Source organism: Sinorhizobium fredii USDA 205 (assembly GCF_001461695.1).
Taxonomy (GTDB): Bacteria; Pseudomonadota; Alphaproteobacteria; order Rhizobiales; family Rhizobiaceae; genus Sinorhizobium; species Sinorhizobium fredii.
In genome coordinates, this window is the sequence record NZ_AUTC01000045.1 from 137187 (window position 1) to 152889 (window position 15703).

Sequence of the window (15703 nt, forward strand, 5' to 3'; positions counted from 1 at the left end):
CGCTGTCACAGTCTGCTGCTTGCCGACCAGCCTTCCCATGCGACCCATCGGCCGTGGAAGTCGGCGCGACCGATGAGGTGCTTTTCACCGCCCGGCCATATCTGGAGCGACAATGCCGCTCCGGGCGTTTGGCCGTCTGCCTCCATCTGCAGCCGGGCGATCGGCGCCTCGTCAGTCGCCGCCACGCCGGCGGCGGAAATCAAAGCCTCACCTTGCCTCTGGGCAGTCGCCGGCAGGTATTGCCAGGCGACCGAGTGATAGATGACGTGAAGGGCGCCGGGAAAGCTCGTTGCCAGCCGCACCTTCAGCCAGTCGATTGCCTCAGCGCGCTCGACCAGCCTGGCTTCGGATGCGGCGATGTCCAATGCTTTCCTCGTTCGATCGAGCCGGTCCAATTGGTCGGCCCAGATATAGGAGAGCAGCAGCAGCCGATCGTTCTCGTCCGCCGGGTTCAGTGGATTGAGATCGCAACCGGCGCGCTCCACAATGTCGATGGGCCCGATCGGCGGCGGTCGACCCGCCCAGTCCGGCGCAATGACGACCGCGGAAGTTTCGTCGCCCCAGTCACCGTTCGGCAGAGCGTAGCGATAGCGATCCCAATGGAGGTTCAAGCCGGCGCTGGCGCCGATCTCGGAGAGGACAAGTGGCATTCCGAAAAGGTGTGCGATCGTCAGGAAGCCCGGAAGCAATGCGCCGGAGCGGCGCACCTCATTGGTTTGCGGTGCTGAGCCAAGCCTCTCGATAATGAAATCCGCATGCCTCGCAAGGGCGCCCTCGCAAGCCGACCATAGTGCGGCGTCATCGGCATGATTGGGCGGATAGCATCCTTGCAGTTCCTCGTCGCGATGCAGAAGAACAAGAGCGTGAAGGGCGCCAAACAGCCTGAGCGCCAGTGCGTCGCCGTCGGCGGATGGATCGCCCGGCCAGCTGAGAACGCGGCACCCGACCGCGGTTTTCTCGTTCAGGCAATCTGCGGCCAGCCGGCAGAGGCGCGCCGTGAAGGGCGAACCGAGCTGTTCGCAGGCTTTCGCCTGGCGGCGAAATGCACCGCGGACGGTCTCGGCCGGCCGGCCGTCAGGCATCGGCCGGCCGGTCCTTCGGGTCGAACTGGATGATCGTCTGCCACACGGCGGTGAGAGCCGGCTTGCGTTCGCCTTCGACCTCCACGGTCGCGTCATAGGTGATCATCAGCATGCCGGCGCCGCGGAAGCGGGCATCGGCCATGGTGAAGCGGCCGCGCACCCGCGCGCCGCTCTTGACGGGTGCCATGAAGCGCACCTTGTCGAAGCCGTAATTGATGCCCATCGTCTGCTCGCGGATCTTCGGCAGGCAATTGTAGTTCATTGCCGAGAGCAGCGAGAGCGACAGAAAGCCGTGCGCAATCGTGCCGCCGAAGGGTGTTTCGGCCGCCGCGCGCTCGGGATCGGTGTGGATGAACTGGAAGTCGCCCGTCGCCTCGGCAAAATTGTCGATGGTCTTCTGGGAAACGGTGATCCAGTCGGATACGCCGATCTCTTTGCCGATCAGATCTCTTACGTCGGAAAGTGAAATGTCTTGCGGCATGAGATTGTCCTGAACCAGCGGCCTCCCTATTGATCTATAGGCTGGCCGGGCAATATCTAGCAAGTGGCGGTAAAACTTTAGAAAACCTCGACCAGGAAGGTGACTGAACGCGCCGCGGCGGCGGCCGGCAGCGCCACGCCCGTGAGGGCGTCGCGCCATTCGCCGTCGAGGCTCGGGGGCGGCCTGAAGGGGTGCGACGCATGGCCGCGGTTGATGACCACGGCGAGCCGGGTCGATCGCTGCTGTTGCCGATCCCCGGTCGCCAGCACCATGATAAAGTTGTCGGTCGCCGGGTGTTCCCAATCCTCGACAGTCATCGAACGGCCGTCGAGCCGCAGCCAGGTGACGTCGCCCTGTCCGGTGAAGAAGGTCGTGTCGGCGAAGACGCCAAAGCGGCGGCGCATGGCGGAGAGCGCAGCCGTGTGGTCGACGAGTTGCTGGTCGAGCGCCTCCCAGTCGAGCCAGGTGGTCGTATTGTCCTGTGCATAGGCATTGTTGTTGCCGTGCTGGCTGCGACCGCCTTCGTCCCCCGCCGTCAGCATGATCGTTCCGCGCGAGGCGAACAGGCTGCCGGCGAGCGCCATGACATCGTTCTGCCGCGCCGCAACGACCTCCGGATCCTCGGTCGCGCCCTCGGCGCCATTGTTCCAGGAATAATTCTCGTTGTGCCCGTCGCGATTGCCTTCGCCATTCGCCTCGTTGTGCTTGCGCGCATAGGCGACGAGGTCGAAGAGCGTGAAGCCGTCATGGGCGGCGATGAAATTGACGCTGCGCGTCGTCGTCTCGCCCCAGCGCGAGAAGGTCTCGGAAGAGCCGGCAAGCGCGGTGGCGAGCGCCCCGACGGCGTGCCGATCGCCGCGCCAGTAACGGCGAATATCGTCGCGGGCGCGATCGTTCCATTCGAGAAAGGGGTGCGGGAAATTGCCGAGCTGATAGCCGCCGGGGCCGGTGTCCCAAGGCTCGGCGATCAGGATGCGGTCCGACAGCAGCGGATCGGCGACGATCGCCGCGAAGAGGGCTGCGTCGCGGTGAAAACCGCCCATGTCCCGGCCGAGGATGGAGGCAAGGTCGAAGCGGAAACCGTCGACGCCGGCGGCCAGCACGAAATGGCGCAGGCTGTCGAGGATCAGCCTTTGGACGATCGGGTGATCGCAGGCGATGGTATTGCCGCAGCCGGTGTCGTTGATGAGCTCGCCCGGCCGGTCGGTGACATGGCGATAATAGGCGAGATTGTCGAGACCGCGCATCGAAAGCGTCGTGCCGTAGCGGTCGCTCTCGCCGGAATGGTTGAAGACGAGGTCGAGGATGACGCCGATGCCGGCCTTGTGCAGGGCCTCGACGGTGTTGCGCAGCTCCTTGACGCCGCCGGGAACCAGGCGCGGATCGAGCGCCATCGGCGCGATCGGATTGTAGCCCCAGCCATTGTGGAGCCCGAGCAGCGGCAGGTGCCGCTCATCGATCCAGGCGACGATCGGCATCAGTTCGACGACGGACACGCCGAGGCGGGTGAGGTGCTCGATGACGACCGGCTCGGCGAGGGCGGCCAGCGTGCCGCGCTTCTTTTCCGGAATGCCCGGATGAAGCATGGTGAACGGCTTGACGGCGACCTCGTAGATCAGGCCACCGGGCTCAAACAGCGGCGGCTTCGTCTTGACCGCCTTGACGTCCGTGACGATCGCCTTCGGCACGAGGTCGGCCGTTTCCCCGCCGAACACCGTCAGCCGTGGATCGTGGCGAAAGGGGCGGTCGAGTTCCACGGCATAGGGGTCGACGAGCAGCTTGGAGGGGTCGAACCACAGTCCGTGGTCGGGCGAGTAGACGCCCTCCGCACGCAAGCCATAGCGGGTGCCGAGCGGCACGTCGGCAAGGGTGATACTGTGGACATCGCCGTCTCGCGCCATCGGCAGGCGGCGCAGTTCTTTGTCGCCCTGCTTGTCGAACAGGCAGAGATCGATGAGGGCGGCATTGTGGGACCAGACGGCAAAGCGGGTTCCGTCTGGCGTGCGCGTAACGCCGAGAGGTGGGATTCCGGTCGTCGGCATGAAGGCGCTTCCCTTTTTGATTTTACAGTTGAAATCAGTGCCGCCGTCCACCCCCTCTGACCTGCCGGCCATCTCCCCCACAAGGGGGGAGATCGACTCGCGGCGAACCCTCGCCCGGGTCGAACGGCTTGGAATAGGAAGCCTCATCATTCGCACAGGGCGGGCCGCATCCGATCTCCCCCCTTGTGGGGGAGATGGCCGGCAGGCCAGAGGGGGGTGAACTGGGGCACCAGCGGAGGATTTGAGAGAGCGCCTCAGGTGATGACGGTCGGTTCCTCGCGGCCGGTGCGCGTCTTGATCTCGGCGAGGTCTTCGGCGACGGCGATCAGGTCGGCCAGCGCTTGCTGCGTGTCGAGGTCGTGGCGGGTCGGATCCGGCTCGAAGCGTTCGATATAGACGCGCAGCGTCGCGCCGGACGTACCGGTGCCGGAGAGGCGGAAGACGACCCGCGATCCGCCCTGGAAGAGGATGCGGATGCCCTGGTTGTTGCTCACCGATTTGTCGACCGGATCGTTGTAGGAGAAATCATCGGCGGTCTCGACGGTGAGCGCGCCGAAGCCCTTGCCCGGCAGCCCGGCGAGCTTGTCCCTGAGCGCGGTGATCAGGCCGTTTGCCGCATGCGTATCGACGCCTTCATAGTCATGGCGCGAATAATAGTTGCGGCCGTAGGTCGACCAGTGCTTGCGGACGATGTCGAGCGCGCTTTCCTTGCGGACGGCCAGGATGTTGAGCCAGAGCAACACGGCCCAGAGCCCGTCCTTCTCGCGTACGTGGTTGGATCCGGTGCCAGCGCTTTCCTCGCCGCAGATTGTCGCCAGGCCCTCGTCGAGCAGGTTGCCGAAGAACTTCCAGCCGGTCGGCGTCTCGTAGAGACCGATGCCGAGTTTCTCGGCGACGCGGTCGGCCGCACCACTCGTCGGCATGGAGCGGGCGATGCCGGCAAGGCCCTTGGCATAGCCGGGCGCCAGATGCGCATTGGCGGCAAGGATCGCCAGGCTGTCGGAGGGAGTGACGAAGATGCCCTTGCCGATGATCAGGTTGCGGTCGCCGTCGCCGTCGGAGGCGGCGCCGAAATCGGGCGCGTCGGGCGCCATCATCGTCTCGTAGAGGGCGCGGGCATGGACGAGGTTCGGGTCCGGATGATGGCCGCCGAAGTCCGGCAGCGGGATGAAGTTCATCACCGAGCCTTTCGGTGCGCCGAGCCGTTTCTCGATGATCTCCTTGGCATAGGGCCCGGTGACGGCGCTCATTGCATCGAAGACGACGCGGAAGCCGCCGGCAATCAGCTTGCGGATCGCCACAAAGTCGAACAGGCTCTCCATCAGCTCGGCATAGTCGGCGACCGGGTCGATGACCGTCACCGTCATGTTCTCGACCTGATGCGATGCCTCGGCGTCCAGATTGACGTCGGCGACGTCGGCGATCTTGTAGCTGTCGATCACCCTGGTGCGGTCGAAGATCGCATCCGTCACCTTTTCCGGTGCGGGACCGCCATTGCCGACATTGTACTTGATGCCGAAATCCTCGGTCGGGCCGCCGGGGTTGTGGCTTGCCGACAGCACGATGCCGCCGAAGGCCTTGTACTTGCGGATGACATTGGAGGCGGCGGGCGTCGACAGAATGCCGCCGCGGCCGACGAGCACGCGGCCGAAACCGTTCGCCGCCGCCATCTTGATCGCCTTCTGGATGACCTCGCGGTTGTAGTAGCGGCCGTCGCCGCCGATCACCAGCGTCTCCCCTTGGAAGCCTTCGAGCGAATCGAAGATGGATTGGATGAAGTTCTCGGCATAGTTCTTCTTCTGGAAGACCGGGACCTTCTTCCTAAGGCCCGAAGTGCCGGGCTTCTGGTCGCCATAGGGGTTGGTGGAGACGGTTTTTATCATCTGTCTTAGCCTTTCGCGAGAAGACCGGAGTAGAGCGACGCGTAGCGTTCCGCACTCTTGGCCCATGAAACGTCGGACTTCATGCCCTGGTTCTGCAGCCGCGCCCACACTTTCGGCTCGCTGTATGCACGCATTGCGCGCCGGATCGCAAGGCGCAAGCCGTCGGCGGTGACCGGGCGGAACTGGAAGCCAGTCGCGACCCTGGCCGACAGCGCCGCCTCGTTGGCGTCGATGACCGTGTCGGTCAGGCCGCCGGTGCGGGCAACGATCGGTATGCAACCATAGCGCAGACCATAGAGCTGCGTCAGGCCGCAGGGCTCGAAGCGCGAGGGGATGAGGATCGCGTCGGAACCCGCCTGCATGAGATGCGACAGCGGCTCGTCGTAGCCGGTCGCCATGCCGATACGGCCGCGGTGACGCGAGGCGGCGGCCATCAGCGCCCCCTCGAGCGCACTGTCGCCGGAACCGAGCACGATAAGCTTGCCGCCGAGCGTCACGATATCGTCGGCCGCTTCGGCCAAGAGGTCCATGCCTTTTTGCCAGGTGAGCCGGCTGATGACGCAAAAGATCGGACCGCGGCTCGCGTCCAGGCCAAAACGCTCTTCCAGAGCCTTGCGATTGGCGGCTCGCTGCTTGATGGCGGTCGGACCGTAGTTTCGGGCAATGTGGGGATCCGTCTCGGGGTTCCAAGTATCGACATCGATGCCGTTGACGATCCCGGTCAGGTCCATGGCGCGGCTTGCCAGAAGCCCTTCCATTCCCATGCCGAATTCCGGCGTCAGGATCTCATGCGAATAGGAAGGACTGACCGTAGTGATCGCCGTCGCCGTCTGAAGGCCGCCCTTGAGGAAGCCGACATCGCCGTAATATTCGACGAACGGCACGGAGAAGGCTTCGGGCGGTAGGGAGAGCTCGGGAAAGACCGAAGCGCCGAACTGGCCTTGGAAGGCGATGTTGTGGATCGTCAGCACCGTCGGCATGTTCCGTGCCGAGCCGAAACGCATATAAACCGGTGTCAGCGCCGCCTGCCAATCGTGGACATGGACGATATCCGGCTTCCAGCCGGGAACGACATCGTCGCCGGCGATCTCGGCGGCGGCGAGCGACAGGGCGGCGAAGCGGCGGAAATTGTCCGCATAGTCGCGCCCGGTCGGATCGAGATAGGGTCCGCCGTCGCGGTCGTAGAGCGCCGGTTGATCGAGGACGAGCAGGTCCAGCCCGTCGAATTCGGCCGCCAGGATGGTCGCCGGGTGGCCGAACAGATTGGCGATGCGGCCGGCCGCCTTTGGCTTCTTGAGCTTGTGGAGCACGGCCGGGTAGCCGGGCAGCAGGGTGCGGGTGCGGATGCCGTGGGGAAGAAGTGCCGCGGGAAGCGCGCCGGCGACATCGGCGAGCCCCCCGGTCTTGACCAGCGGGTAGACCTCGGACGCAACGGACAGGATGTTCATATGCGGCAGACCTACATTCCCAGCTTGTCGATCATCGTTTGGGTGATCAGGCAGACGCCGTTCTCGGACCGGCGGAAGCGCTTGGCGTCGAGCACCGGATCATCGCCGACCACCAACCCCTCCGGTATCACGACCCGGCTGTCGATGACGACATTGCGCAGAATCGAATGCCGCCCGATCGTCACGTCGGGGAGAACTACGGCATTTTCGAGTCGGGAGTATGAATTGACCCGGACGCCGGTGAACAGGAGGCTCCTGTTGAGCGCCGCACCGGAGATGATGCAATCGCCCGAGACGAGCGAGGAGGTCGCCGAGCCGCGGCGGTCTTCGTCGTCGTGGACGAATTTTGCGGGCGGCTTGATTTCGGAGAAGGTCCAGATCGGCCAGGTGCTGTCATAGATGTCGAGCTCGGGCGTGATATGGGTGAGGTCGATGTTGGCCTGCCAGTAAGCGTCGATCGTGCCGACGTCGCGCCAGTAGGCCTCGCGTTCGAAATCCGAACGGACGCAGGAGTGGGTGAAGCGGTGGGCAACCGCCTTACCGTGCTCGACGATATAGGGGATGATGTCCTTGCCGAAGTCGCGACTCGACTTCGGATCGGCAGCATCCCGGCGCAGCATGTCCATCAGGAACTTGGTGTGGAAGACGTAGATGCCCATGGAGGCCAGCGCCATCTCCGGGTTGCCCGGGATGCCGGGTGGATCGGCCGGCTTCTCGACGAAGGCGATGATGCGGTCCTCGTTGTCGACATGCATGACGCCGAAGCCCGTCGCCTCCATGCGCGGCACTTCCAGGCAGCCGATCGTCACATCGGCGCCGGAATCGACGTGCTGCTGCAGCATCAGCTCGTAGTCCATCTTGTAGATGTGGTCGCCGGCGAGGATCACCATGTACTCGACGCCATGATCCTCGATGATGTCGATGTTCTGGAAAACCGCATCGGCGGTGCCTTCATACCATTGCGTCTCCGAGACGCGCTGGCTGGCCGGCAGGATGTCGAAACTCTCGTTGCGCTCGGGGCGGAAGAAGTTCCAGCCGCGCTGCAGGTGGCGGATCAGCGAATGGGCCTTGTACTGGGTCGCCACGCCGATGCGGCGGATACCGGAATTCAACGCATTGGAAAGCGCGAAATCGATGATGCGCGCCTTGCCGCCGAAATAGACGGCCGGCTTGGCGCGCCGGTCGGTCAGTTCCTTCAGTCGGCTGCCGCGGCCGCCGGCGAGAACATAGGCCATGGCATCACGGGCCAGAGGTTGCGTACGTTTTTCCACCATTTGTCCTCCCCAAGATCAGTTCTTCGGGGACCGCCCGGCAGCATTCTGCGACGCCTCGCGGGCCCCATGATTCTCTATGCCTGTCCGCCGGCGGTGCCGGCCGGAACTGCTCCTCAATCCTGCTCCAGCATCAGCGTCGCCAGTGGCGGCAGCGTGATGGTGGCCATCGTCCTTCCGTTCGATCTCTTTTCCGCTTGCACGGCGCCGCCGTTGCCCTTGCCGCTTCCTCCGTAGATCTCCGCATCAGTGTTGAGGATTTCCTTCCAGCGCCCGGCGACCGGCAGCGGCACGTCGTAATCCTCCCGGTAGACGGGCGTGAAGTTGGTGACGACCGCGACCAGTTTCTCGCCCGGCGCCTTTCTGAGCCACGCGAAGACCGAATTGTCCCGGTCGTCGGCGATCAGCCACTCGAAGCCCTCGCCCTCGCAGTCGCGCGCATGCAGCGCCGGCTTTGCGCGGTAGGTGCCGTTCAAGTCGCGGACGAGCCGCCGCATGCCTTCGTGAAGGTTGTATTCGAGCAGGTTCCAGTCGAGCTGGCGCTCTTCCGACCATTCGCGCCATTGGGCGAACTCCTGCCCCATGAACAGCAGCTTCTTGCCGGGATAGCCCCACATGAAGGCGTAGTAGGCCCTGAGATTGGCGAACTTCTGCCAATCGTCGCCGGCCATCTTGGCGATCAGCGATCCCTTGCCGTGCACGACCTCGTCATGCGACAGCGGCAGGACAAAGTTCTCGCTGAAGGCGTAGATGAGCCCGAAGGTCATGTCGTTGTGGTGGAACTTGCGGTGCACCGGCTCGCGCGACAGATATTGCAGCGTGTCGTGCATGAAGCCCATGTTCCATTTGAAGCCGAAGCCGAGCCCGCCGGTGTGTACCGGATGCGAGACCTTCGGCCAGGAGGTCGACTCCTCGGCGATTGTCAGGACGCCCTGATGGATGCCGTAGAGGCGGCTGTTCATCGTCTGCAGGAAACGGACCGCCTCGAGATTTTCATTGCCGCCATATTCGTTCGGCACCCATTCGCCATGCTGGCGCGAATAGTCGAGATAGAGCATCGACGCGACCGCATCGACGCGCAGGCCGTCGACATGGAACTTCTCGGCCCAATAGAGGGCGTTGTTGACGAGATAGGCGGCGACCTCCTCCCGGCCGAAATTGTAGATTGCCGTGTTCCAATCGGGATGGAAGCCCTGGCGTGGATCCTCGTGCTCGTAGAGCGCCGTGCCGTCAAACCAGCGCAAGCCATGCTCGTCGGTCGGAAAATGCGCCGGCACCCAGTCGAGAATGACGCCGATGCCGGCCTTGTGGCAGCCATTGACGAAGCGGGCAAAGCCCTCCGGCTCGCCGAAGCGCGCGGTCGGCGAGTAAAGGCCGGTGGTCTGGTAACCCCATGACGGGTCGTAGGGAAATTCGGAAATCGGCAGGAATTCGATATGGGTAAAGCCCATGTCGACGCAATAGGGGATCAAGCGTCCCGCCAGTTCGTCCCAGGAGAGCATGTCGCCGTTGTCGCGGCGCTGCCACGAGCTGGCATGGACCTCATAGATGGAAATCGGCTGCCGGCGCGGATCGACTTCATCCCAGTGCCGCCGGTGCGCCTCGTCGTCCCAGACCTGGGCGATTTCGCCCGTGGTTACCGATGCGGTGTCGGGGCGGAGCTCCGAGCGCCGGGCGAACGGATCGGCCTTTAGAGGCAGCAGCGTGCCGTCGTTGCCGAGAATCTCGTATTTGTAAGGGACGCCAATCGGCACGCCGGGGATGAAGATTTCCCAGATGCCCGTGTCGGCGCGTAGCCTCATGACGTGGCGGCGCCCGTCCCAGTCGTTGAAGCTGCCGACGACGGAGACGCGCCGCGCGTTCGGCGCCCAGACGGCGAAGTGAAAGCCTTCGGCGCCGTCGTGCGAGATCGGGTGGGCCCCCAGCCTGTCGAAGAGCCTGAGATGCGAGCCTTCGCGGATGTAGTAGTCGTCCATCGGCCCAAGGACGGGACCGAAACTGTATGGATCGACCACGACCCATTCGCCGCCCGGATTGCGGGCCCGGTAGCGGACCGGCTGCGCCTTGCGGAGCGCGACGGGACCTTCGAAAAACCCCGCGTCGTGGCGCCGCTCAAGTGCTCCGACGTCGTTGCCGGACAGGGTCTCCGCGACCACCGTCGCCGCGCCGGGAACGAAGCAGCGCGCGACATAGCTCTTGCCGCATGCGTGAACGCCGAGAACGGCAAAGGGGTCGCTGTGGGTGCCGGAAAGTATTGCCTCGATTTCCTGCGCCGGCAGAAAGCCTGGTGCAGCGGGCGTTTCGTCCTTGCCGGGCGGTGACGTCATCCGGCTCTCCAGATTTCACCGGCATATTGCCGGATCGTGCGGTCGGAAGAGAACCAGCCCATGCGGGCGGTGTTGCGGATCGTCTTCGAATACCAGTCGGACGGAGTGGTCCAGAGTTTGTCGACCTCACGCTGCGCCTTGGCATAGGCTTCGAAATCGGCGGCGACCATGAACCAGTCATGGTTGTAGAGGCCGTCGACAAGTCCCGCGAAGCGGTTGCGGTCATCCGGCGAGAAGACGCCGGAGGCAATCGCCTGAAGCGCCTGCGACAGCTCGCGCGAGCCCTCGATGACAGCACGCGGGTTGTGCGCCTCGGCCCGGGCCTTCGCCACCTCCTCGGCGGTCATGCCGAAGATCTTGATGTTTTCCTCGCCGACCCAGTCGCGCATCTCCACATTGGCGCCGTCGAGCGTGCCGATGGTCAGGGCGCCGTTGAGGCCGAACTTCATGTTGCCGGTGCCCGATGCCTCCATGCCTGCGGTCGAGATCTGCTCGGAGAGGTCTGCCGCAGGAACCATCACCTCGGCCAGCGAGACGTTGTAGTTGGGGACAAAGACGATTTTCAGGAGACCGCGCACGGCCGGGTCGTTGTTGATGACACGGGCGACGTCATTGGCGAGCTTGATGATCAGCTTGGCGTGATGGTAGCTCGGCGCCGCCTTGCCGGCGAAGAGCTTGACGCGCGGAACCCAGTCGAGCTCGGGATGCGAGCGGATCTGATCGTAGAGCGCCACGGCCTCGATGATGTTGAGCAATTGCCGCTTGTATTCGTGGATGCGCTTGATCTGGATGTCGAACATCGCCGACGGATCGAGCCTGATGCCGAGGCTCGCCTGGACCACCTTCGCCAGCTTGACCTTGTTGGCGCGCTTGACGGCGGCGAACTGTTCCTGGAAGTCCGCCTTGTCGGCAAAGGCGTCGAGCGCCTGCAGCGCCTCGGTGTTGTCCATGAACTCGTCGCCGATCGCGTCCCGGATGAGACCGAACAGGCCGGGATTGCACTGCATCAGCCAGCGGCGCGGCGTGATGCCGTTGGTCTTGTTGTTGATGCGGTCCGGATAGAGCTTGTGCAGGTTGGCGAACACCGTCTCCTTCATCAGGTCGGTGTGCAGCGCCGAGACGCCGTTGATCGAATGTGAGCCGACAAAGGCGAGATTGCCCATGCGCACCCGCCGCTCGCCCGTTTCGTCGATCAGCGAGATGGAGCGGATTTCCTCGTCGGCTGCATGCTTTTGCCGGCGCGCCTCGATGAGGACTTTCGCATTGATCGCGTAGACGATCTGCATGTGGCGGGGCAACAGCCGCTCGAAGAGCGGCACCGGCCAGCTTTCGAGCGCTTCCGGCAGCAGCGTGTGGTTGGTATAGGCGAAGGTCCGCCGGGTGATGTCCCAGGCCTCTTCGAAACCGAGCCCGTGGATGTCGGTCAGCAGGCGCACCAGTTCGGCGACGGACACCGCCGGGTGCGTATCGTTGAGCTGGATGGCGACCGCATCCGGCAGCGACGTGAAGTCCGGATATTGCTGCAGATGCCGGCGCAGAATGTCCTGCAGCGAGGCGGAGGAGAAGAAGTATTCCTGTCGGAGGCGCAGTTCCTGGCCGGCCGGCGTGGCGTCGGCCGGATAAAGCACGCGTGTCAGGCTCTCCGCCTTGTTGCTCTCGCGCAGCGCACCGATGTGGTCGCCGGCGTTGAAGGCGTCGAGCAGGATCGGATCGATCGGCTGCGCAGCCCACAGCCGCAGCGTGTTGACCCGCTTTGCCCGCCAGCCGACGGCCGGCGTGTCGAAGGCGGTGGCGATCACCCGCTCCGCCGGCTTCCAGACGTAGCGCTGGACTTCCTCGTCGATATTGACCGTCTCGACGCTGCCGCCGAAACCGATCTCGTAGGAGCTCTCCCGCCGCTCGAATTCCCAGGGATTGCCGTGGGCCAGCCAGGTTTCGGGCAGTTCGACCTGCCAGCCGTCGGCCATCTGCTGGCGGAACAGGCCGTGCATGTAGCGGATGCCGTAGCCATAGGCGGGGACATCGACGGTTGCCATCGACTCCATGAAACAGGCGGCAAGGCGCCCAAGGCCGCCATTGCCGAGCGCGGCGTCGGGCTCGAGCTGCGCCACAACGTCGATATCGACGCCCAGCGAGGCAAGCGCATCACGCATCTCGTCCATCAGGCCGATATTCGTCATGGCGTCGCGCATCAGCCGGCCGATGAGGAATTCGAGTGAAAGGTAGTAGACACGCTTCGCCCCCGTCGCATAGGTCTTGCGCGTCGAGTCCATCCACTTGTCGGTGATCCGGTCGCGGGCGACCAGAATGGCGGCGGTCAGCCAGTCATGCGGCTTTGCGACCTTCGGATCCTTGCCGATGCGGTATTTGAGGCGCTCGAGAATCTCGACGGCAAGCTGGCCCGGTTCGGAGGATCTCAGGGCCGGCTGCGGCAGTTCGTTGGTGGAGAGCCGATTCATCATGAGAACTGTCAAACCCTTGTTGCATTTCAGGAAACCGTAGGCCGAACCGGCCTGGAAAAGGCATTTATGCATCGATCCGAAGCGCTTGCAACAGGTGTTTTTAAATGGATTAGATCACTGCGACGCCGGGCGCGGATGCAGTTAGGCTTCTATTTCAATAGTTTCGCAGGAAGAAAAATGCCGTCCGGCAGAGGCCGGACGGCATTTCAAAACGACTAATTCAGGCCCGACATCCCAGGTCTTAAGGGGCCTGCTGTTGAGGCCGGCTATTTCGTCAGGCGGGAAACCACTGCCGCGGCGCGTTCGCCAATGGCCTTGAAGGCCGCGACAAGGTCTGTGACTTCCTCGGCCTCGAAATAATGCGAGGTGGAGGAGGCGCAGTATTTCAGCAACGCCTGGCCGCGCGGCGGCGCCATGAAGGCGACGCTATAGATCTCGACCTTGTTGGCCTTAGCGGTGTCGCACCATTGCTTCGTGACCGTGTCGTCATTGGCGTAATTGTTCTCGCCGTCGGTCATGAAGACCATGTACCTCGACGGAACCTGGCCGTTCTTGGCGGCGTGCGCCGTTTTTTCCGTCTCCGCGATGACCTTCTGGTAGGCGGTCTTGAAGGCGCCAGCCGATGCCGTGCCGCCGGTTGCGACGAGCGCATTGACATAAGCCGCGGCGCCGCTCGTACCCCAGGCGAGTGTTCCCGCGGTGTCTTGCACAGAATTATAGGAGATCGCGGCGGTGCGGACATAGATCTGATCCGGGTCCGCGACCAGCAATTGCGCCAGCAGGTCGGTGACGGCAGTCTTCAGAGCGTCGATCTTGGTGACGTAGCAGGGACTGCTCGCCCAAAGATTGGGGTATCTGCTCCAGTTGGACTCCGTATAGTTGGGGCAGCTCTTTTTTGCCGTGTTGATTGTGTTCGTCTTCCATGCCATCGAGCCGGATCGGTCGAGGACCAGGTACATCGACAGCGCGTTCTTGCTCTCGGTCGCGCTTTCCGCCGTGGAGCTGGCTTCGAGCTCGATCGAATCCGTGCCGAGCAGCCGCGTCATGGCGTTGAACTCGATGACGTGCTTGTTGATGACGGTGACCTGGAAGATCTTTCCTTTCGTACCGTTGGGTGTCTCGGTGATGTTCACCTCGAGCGTGTTGACGTCGTCCCACGTTGGCGTCGACGACGCAGCGCCGGAGGAGGCTCCGTCTCCGCTGTCGGCCGGAGCATCGGGCGTCGTGGTGCCGCCGGCCTGGGTCTTCAGGAATTTGCGGGCGATCTCCTTGGCTGCCGCGATATCCGGCTGTTCGTCGGAGACAAGCGCGGAGGCCGCCGCAAGGGCGGCCGCGTCGGTCGCGTCCTGCAGCTGGTTCTTCGTCATCAGCATGTTGGCCATGTCGATCGAAACGCCACCGGCTGCGAGAAGCAGCGGCGCTGCGACCGCCGTCATCATTCCAAAATTGCCGCCCCGGTCCTTGAGCATCGTGATGAAGGACCGGCCGATCATGGACCGTCTTCTCATGTTTCGCACCCCCACACGTTGTAGCTTTTCGCCTATGACACTAGCGGTGATGCGTTACGGTCCCGTTGAGACGATCGCTGCAATCTTAGCGAAACTGCCAGAAAGCCCATGTCTTCTGGGGGCATTCGGCGAGGCCGAACTGTGCGAAAACGGTGCGAATTGTACTGTTTCAGGTCATTCCACGGGAATGACGTCGACGGCCTGTTCGGTTGTGTGGCTGCCGTAGCTTTTCAGCACACCGATGACCGGCGCCACGTCGCCATAGTCACGGCCATGGCCGACGACGATATGATCGGTGCCTGCCGGAATATTGTTGGTCGGGTCGAGTTCCATCCACCCGCCGGTTGTGCCGCACCAGAAGCGGACCCAGGCATGCATGGCGTCGGCACCTTCAAGCCGCTCCTTGCCGGGCGGCGGCAGGGTCCTGAGGAACCCGCTGACATAGCCGGCGGGGATGCCGAGGCTGCGCAGCGCCACGATCATCACATGCGTGAAATCCTGACAGACGCCGCGCTTCAGCCTGAAGGCTTCGGCGGGCGTCGTGGTCACGGTCGTCGCTTCGGCATCGTAGACGAAATCGCGGTGAATGCGCTCGCAGATGGCGCTGCCGATCTGACGCACCGTCATGTTTTCCCCGGCGATCTCGCGCGCATAGGCGGCGATTTCCGCAGCCTCCGGCAGTAGCGGACTCGGGCCGATGAAATGGTGCGGCGATTCTACATCGATCGCCCAGCAGGAGGCGAGCTGCGGGGGCAGGCCGGCCAGAGGCGGCGATAAATCGGCGGTGAGCTCCGTCGCCTCGGCCTGCACGCGCGCCTGCATGCGAATGACCAGGTTCTCGTGTACCGAGCGGAACAGGATGGAGGTGGTGGCGTTGGCAAAGAAATCGACGCTCTCCGACCGCTCGCCCGGCGTGGGCTGGAACGTGACGGAGCCGGCGATGAGGCGCTGTCGGCCCGGAATTGAGGCGGGCAACACGCGCACGAGATGGCGCCCGCCGCTCACCGGAACCTCGTAGCCGTAGGTGATCCTCAAGTTGATGTCATAGAGCATGGGAAGTGCCGCCCTTCGCTGGATCACGATACGGTATTCGTTTGCCACAATGACCCCTCCCCAACCCCTTCCCACAAGGGGGAGGGGCCCGGTGGCCGCGGCGCTCGCCTGTCATTCCAAACTGGCGTCCAGCACCAAGGTTGACG

10 protein-coding genes are annotated in these 15703 nt (G+C 63.8%); all 10 read right to left on the minus strand.

Going from position 1 to position 15703, the window contains the following annotated elements:
- Positions 1-5 precede the first annotated feature (5 nt).
- Positions 6-1082, minus strand: coding sequence for a DUF2332 domain-containing protein (locus tag N181_RS06565; RefSeq protein WP_037394191.1), 1077 nt, complete (start codon positions 1080-1082; stop codon positions 6-8).
- Positions 1075-1563 carry a MaoC family dehydratase gene (locus N181_RS06570; protein ID WP_014329813.1) on the minus strand — a complete coding sequence of 163 codons (489 nt, stop codon included), beginning with the start codon at positions 1561-1563 and terminating at the stop codon, positions 1075-1077. The genes N181_RS06565 and N181_RS06570 overlap by 8 nt, the downstream gene beginning before the upstream one ends.
- A gap of 77 nt (positions 1564-1640) precedes the next feature.
- A complete protein-coding gene (glgX, locus tag N181_RS06575) occupies positions 1641-3605 on the minus strand; it encodes a glycogen debranching protein GlgX (RefSeq protein WP_037394194.1) in 1965 nt (654 codons plus the stop codon).
- A gap of 254 nt (positions 3606-3859) precedes the next feature.
- Complete coding sequence (locus N181_RS06580) at positions 3860-5488, minus strand: alpha-D-glucose phosphate-specific phosphoglucomutase (RefSeq protein WP_037435179.1); 1629 nt, start codon at positions 5486-5488, stop codon at positions 3860-3862.
- Positions 5489-5493: 5 nt separating this feature from the next.
- Positions 5494-6936 carry a glycogen synthase GlgA gene (gene glgA, locus N181_RS06585; protein ID WP_040961719.1) on the minus strand — a complete coding sequence of 481 codons (1443 nt, stop codon included), beginning with the start codon at positions 6934-6936 and terminating at the stop codon, positions 5494-5496.
- Between the two features lie 11 nt (positions 6937-6947).
- Complete coding sequence (glgC, locus tag N181_RS06590) at positions 6948-8210, minus strand: glucose-1-phosphate adenylyltransferase (RefSeq protein ID WP_037394210.1); 1263 nt, start codon at positions 8208-8210, stop codon at positions 6948-6950.
- A 113-nt stretch (positions 8211-8323) separates the two neighbouring features.
- The gene (gene glgB, locus N181_RS06595; RefSeq protein ID WP_037394213.1) at positions 8324-10534 is read right to left on the minus strand and encodes a 1,4-alpha-glucan branching protein GlgB; all 2211 of its coding nucleotides are present in this window, start codon (positions 10532-10534) and stop codon (positions 8324-8326) included.
- Complete coding sequence (locus N181_RS06600) at positions 10531-12996, minus strand: glycogen/starch/alpha-glucan phosphorylase (RefSeq protein ID WP_081318981.1); 2466 nt, start codon at positions 12994-12996, stop codon at positions 10531-10533. Before N181_RS06600 ends, glgB begins: the two co-directional genes overlap by 4 nt.
- A 266-nt stretch (positions 12997-13262) precedes the next feature.
- Complete coding sequence (locus N181_RS06605) at positions 13263-14504, minus strand: vWA domain-containing protein (protein ID WP_037394216.1); 1242 nt, start codon at positions 14502-14504, stop codon at positions 13263-13265.
- 174 nt (positions 14505-14678) lie between these two features.
- Positions 14679-15557 (minus strand): transglutaminase family protein, encoded by an 879-nt coding sequence (locus N181_RS06610; protein ID WP_037394246.1) that lies wholly within the window; start codon positions 15555-15557, stop codon positions 14679-14681.
- Between the last annotated feature and the right edge of the window lie 146 nt (positions 15558-15703).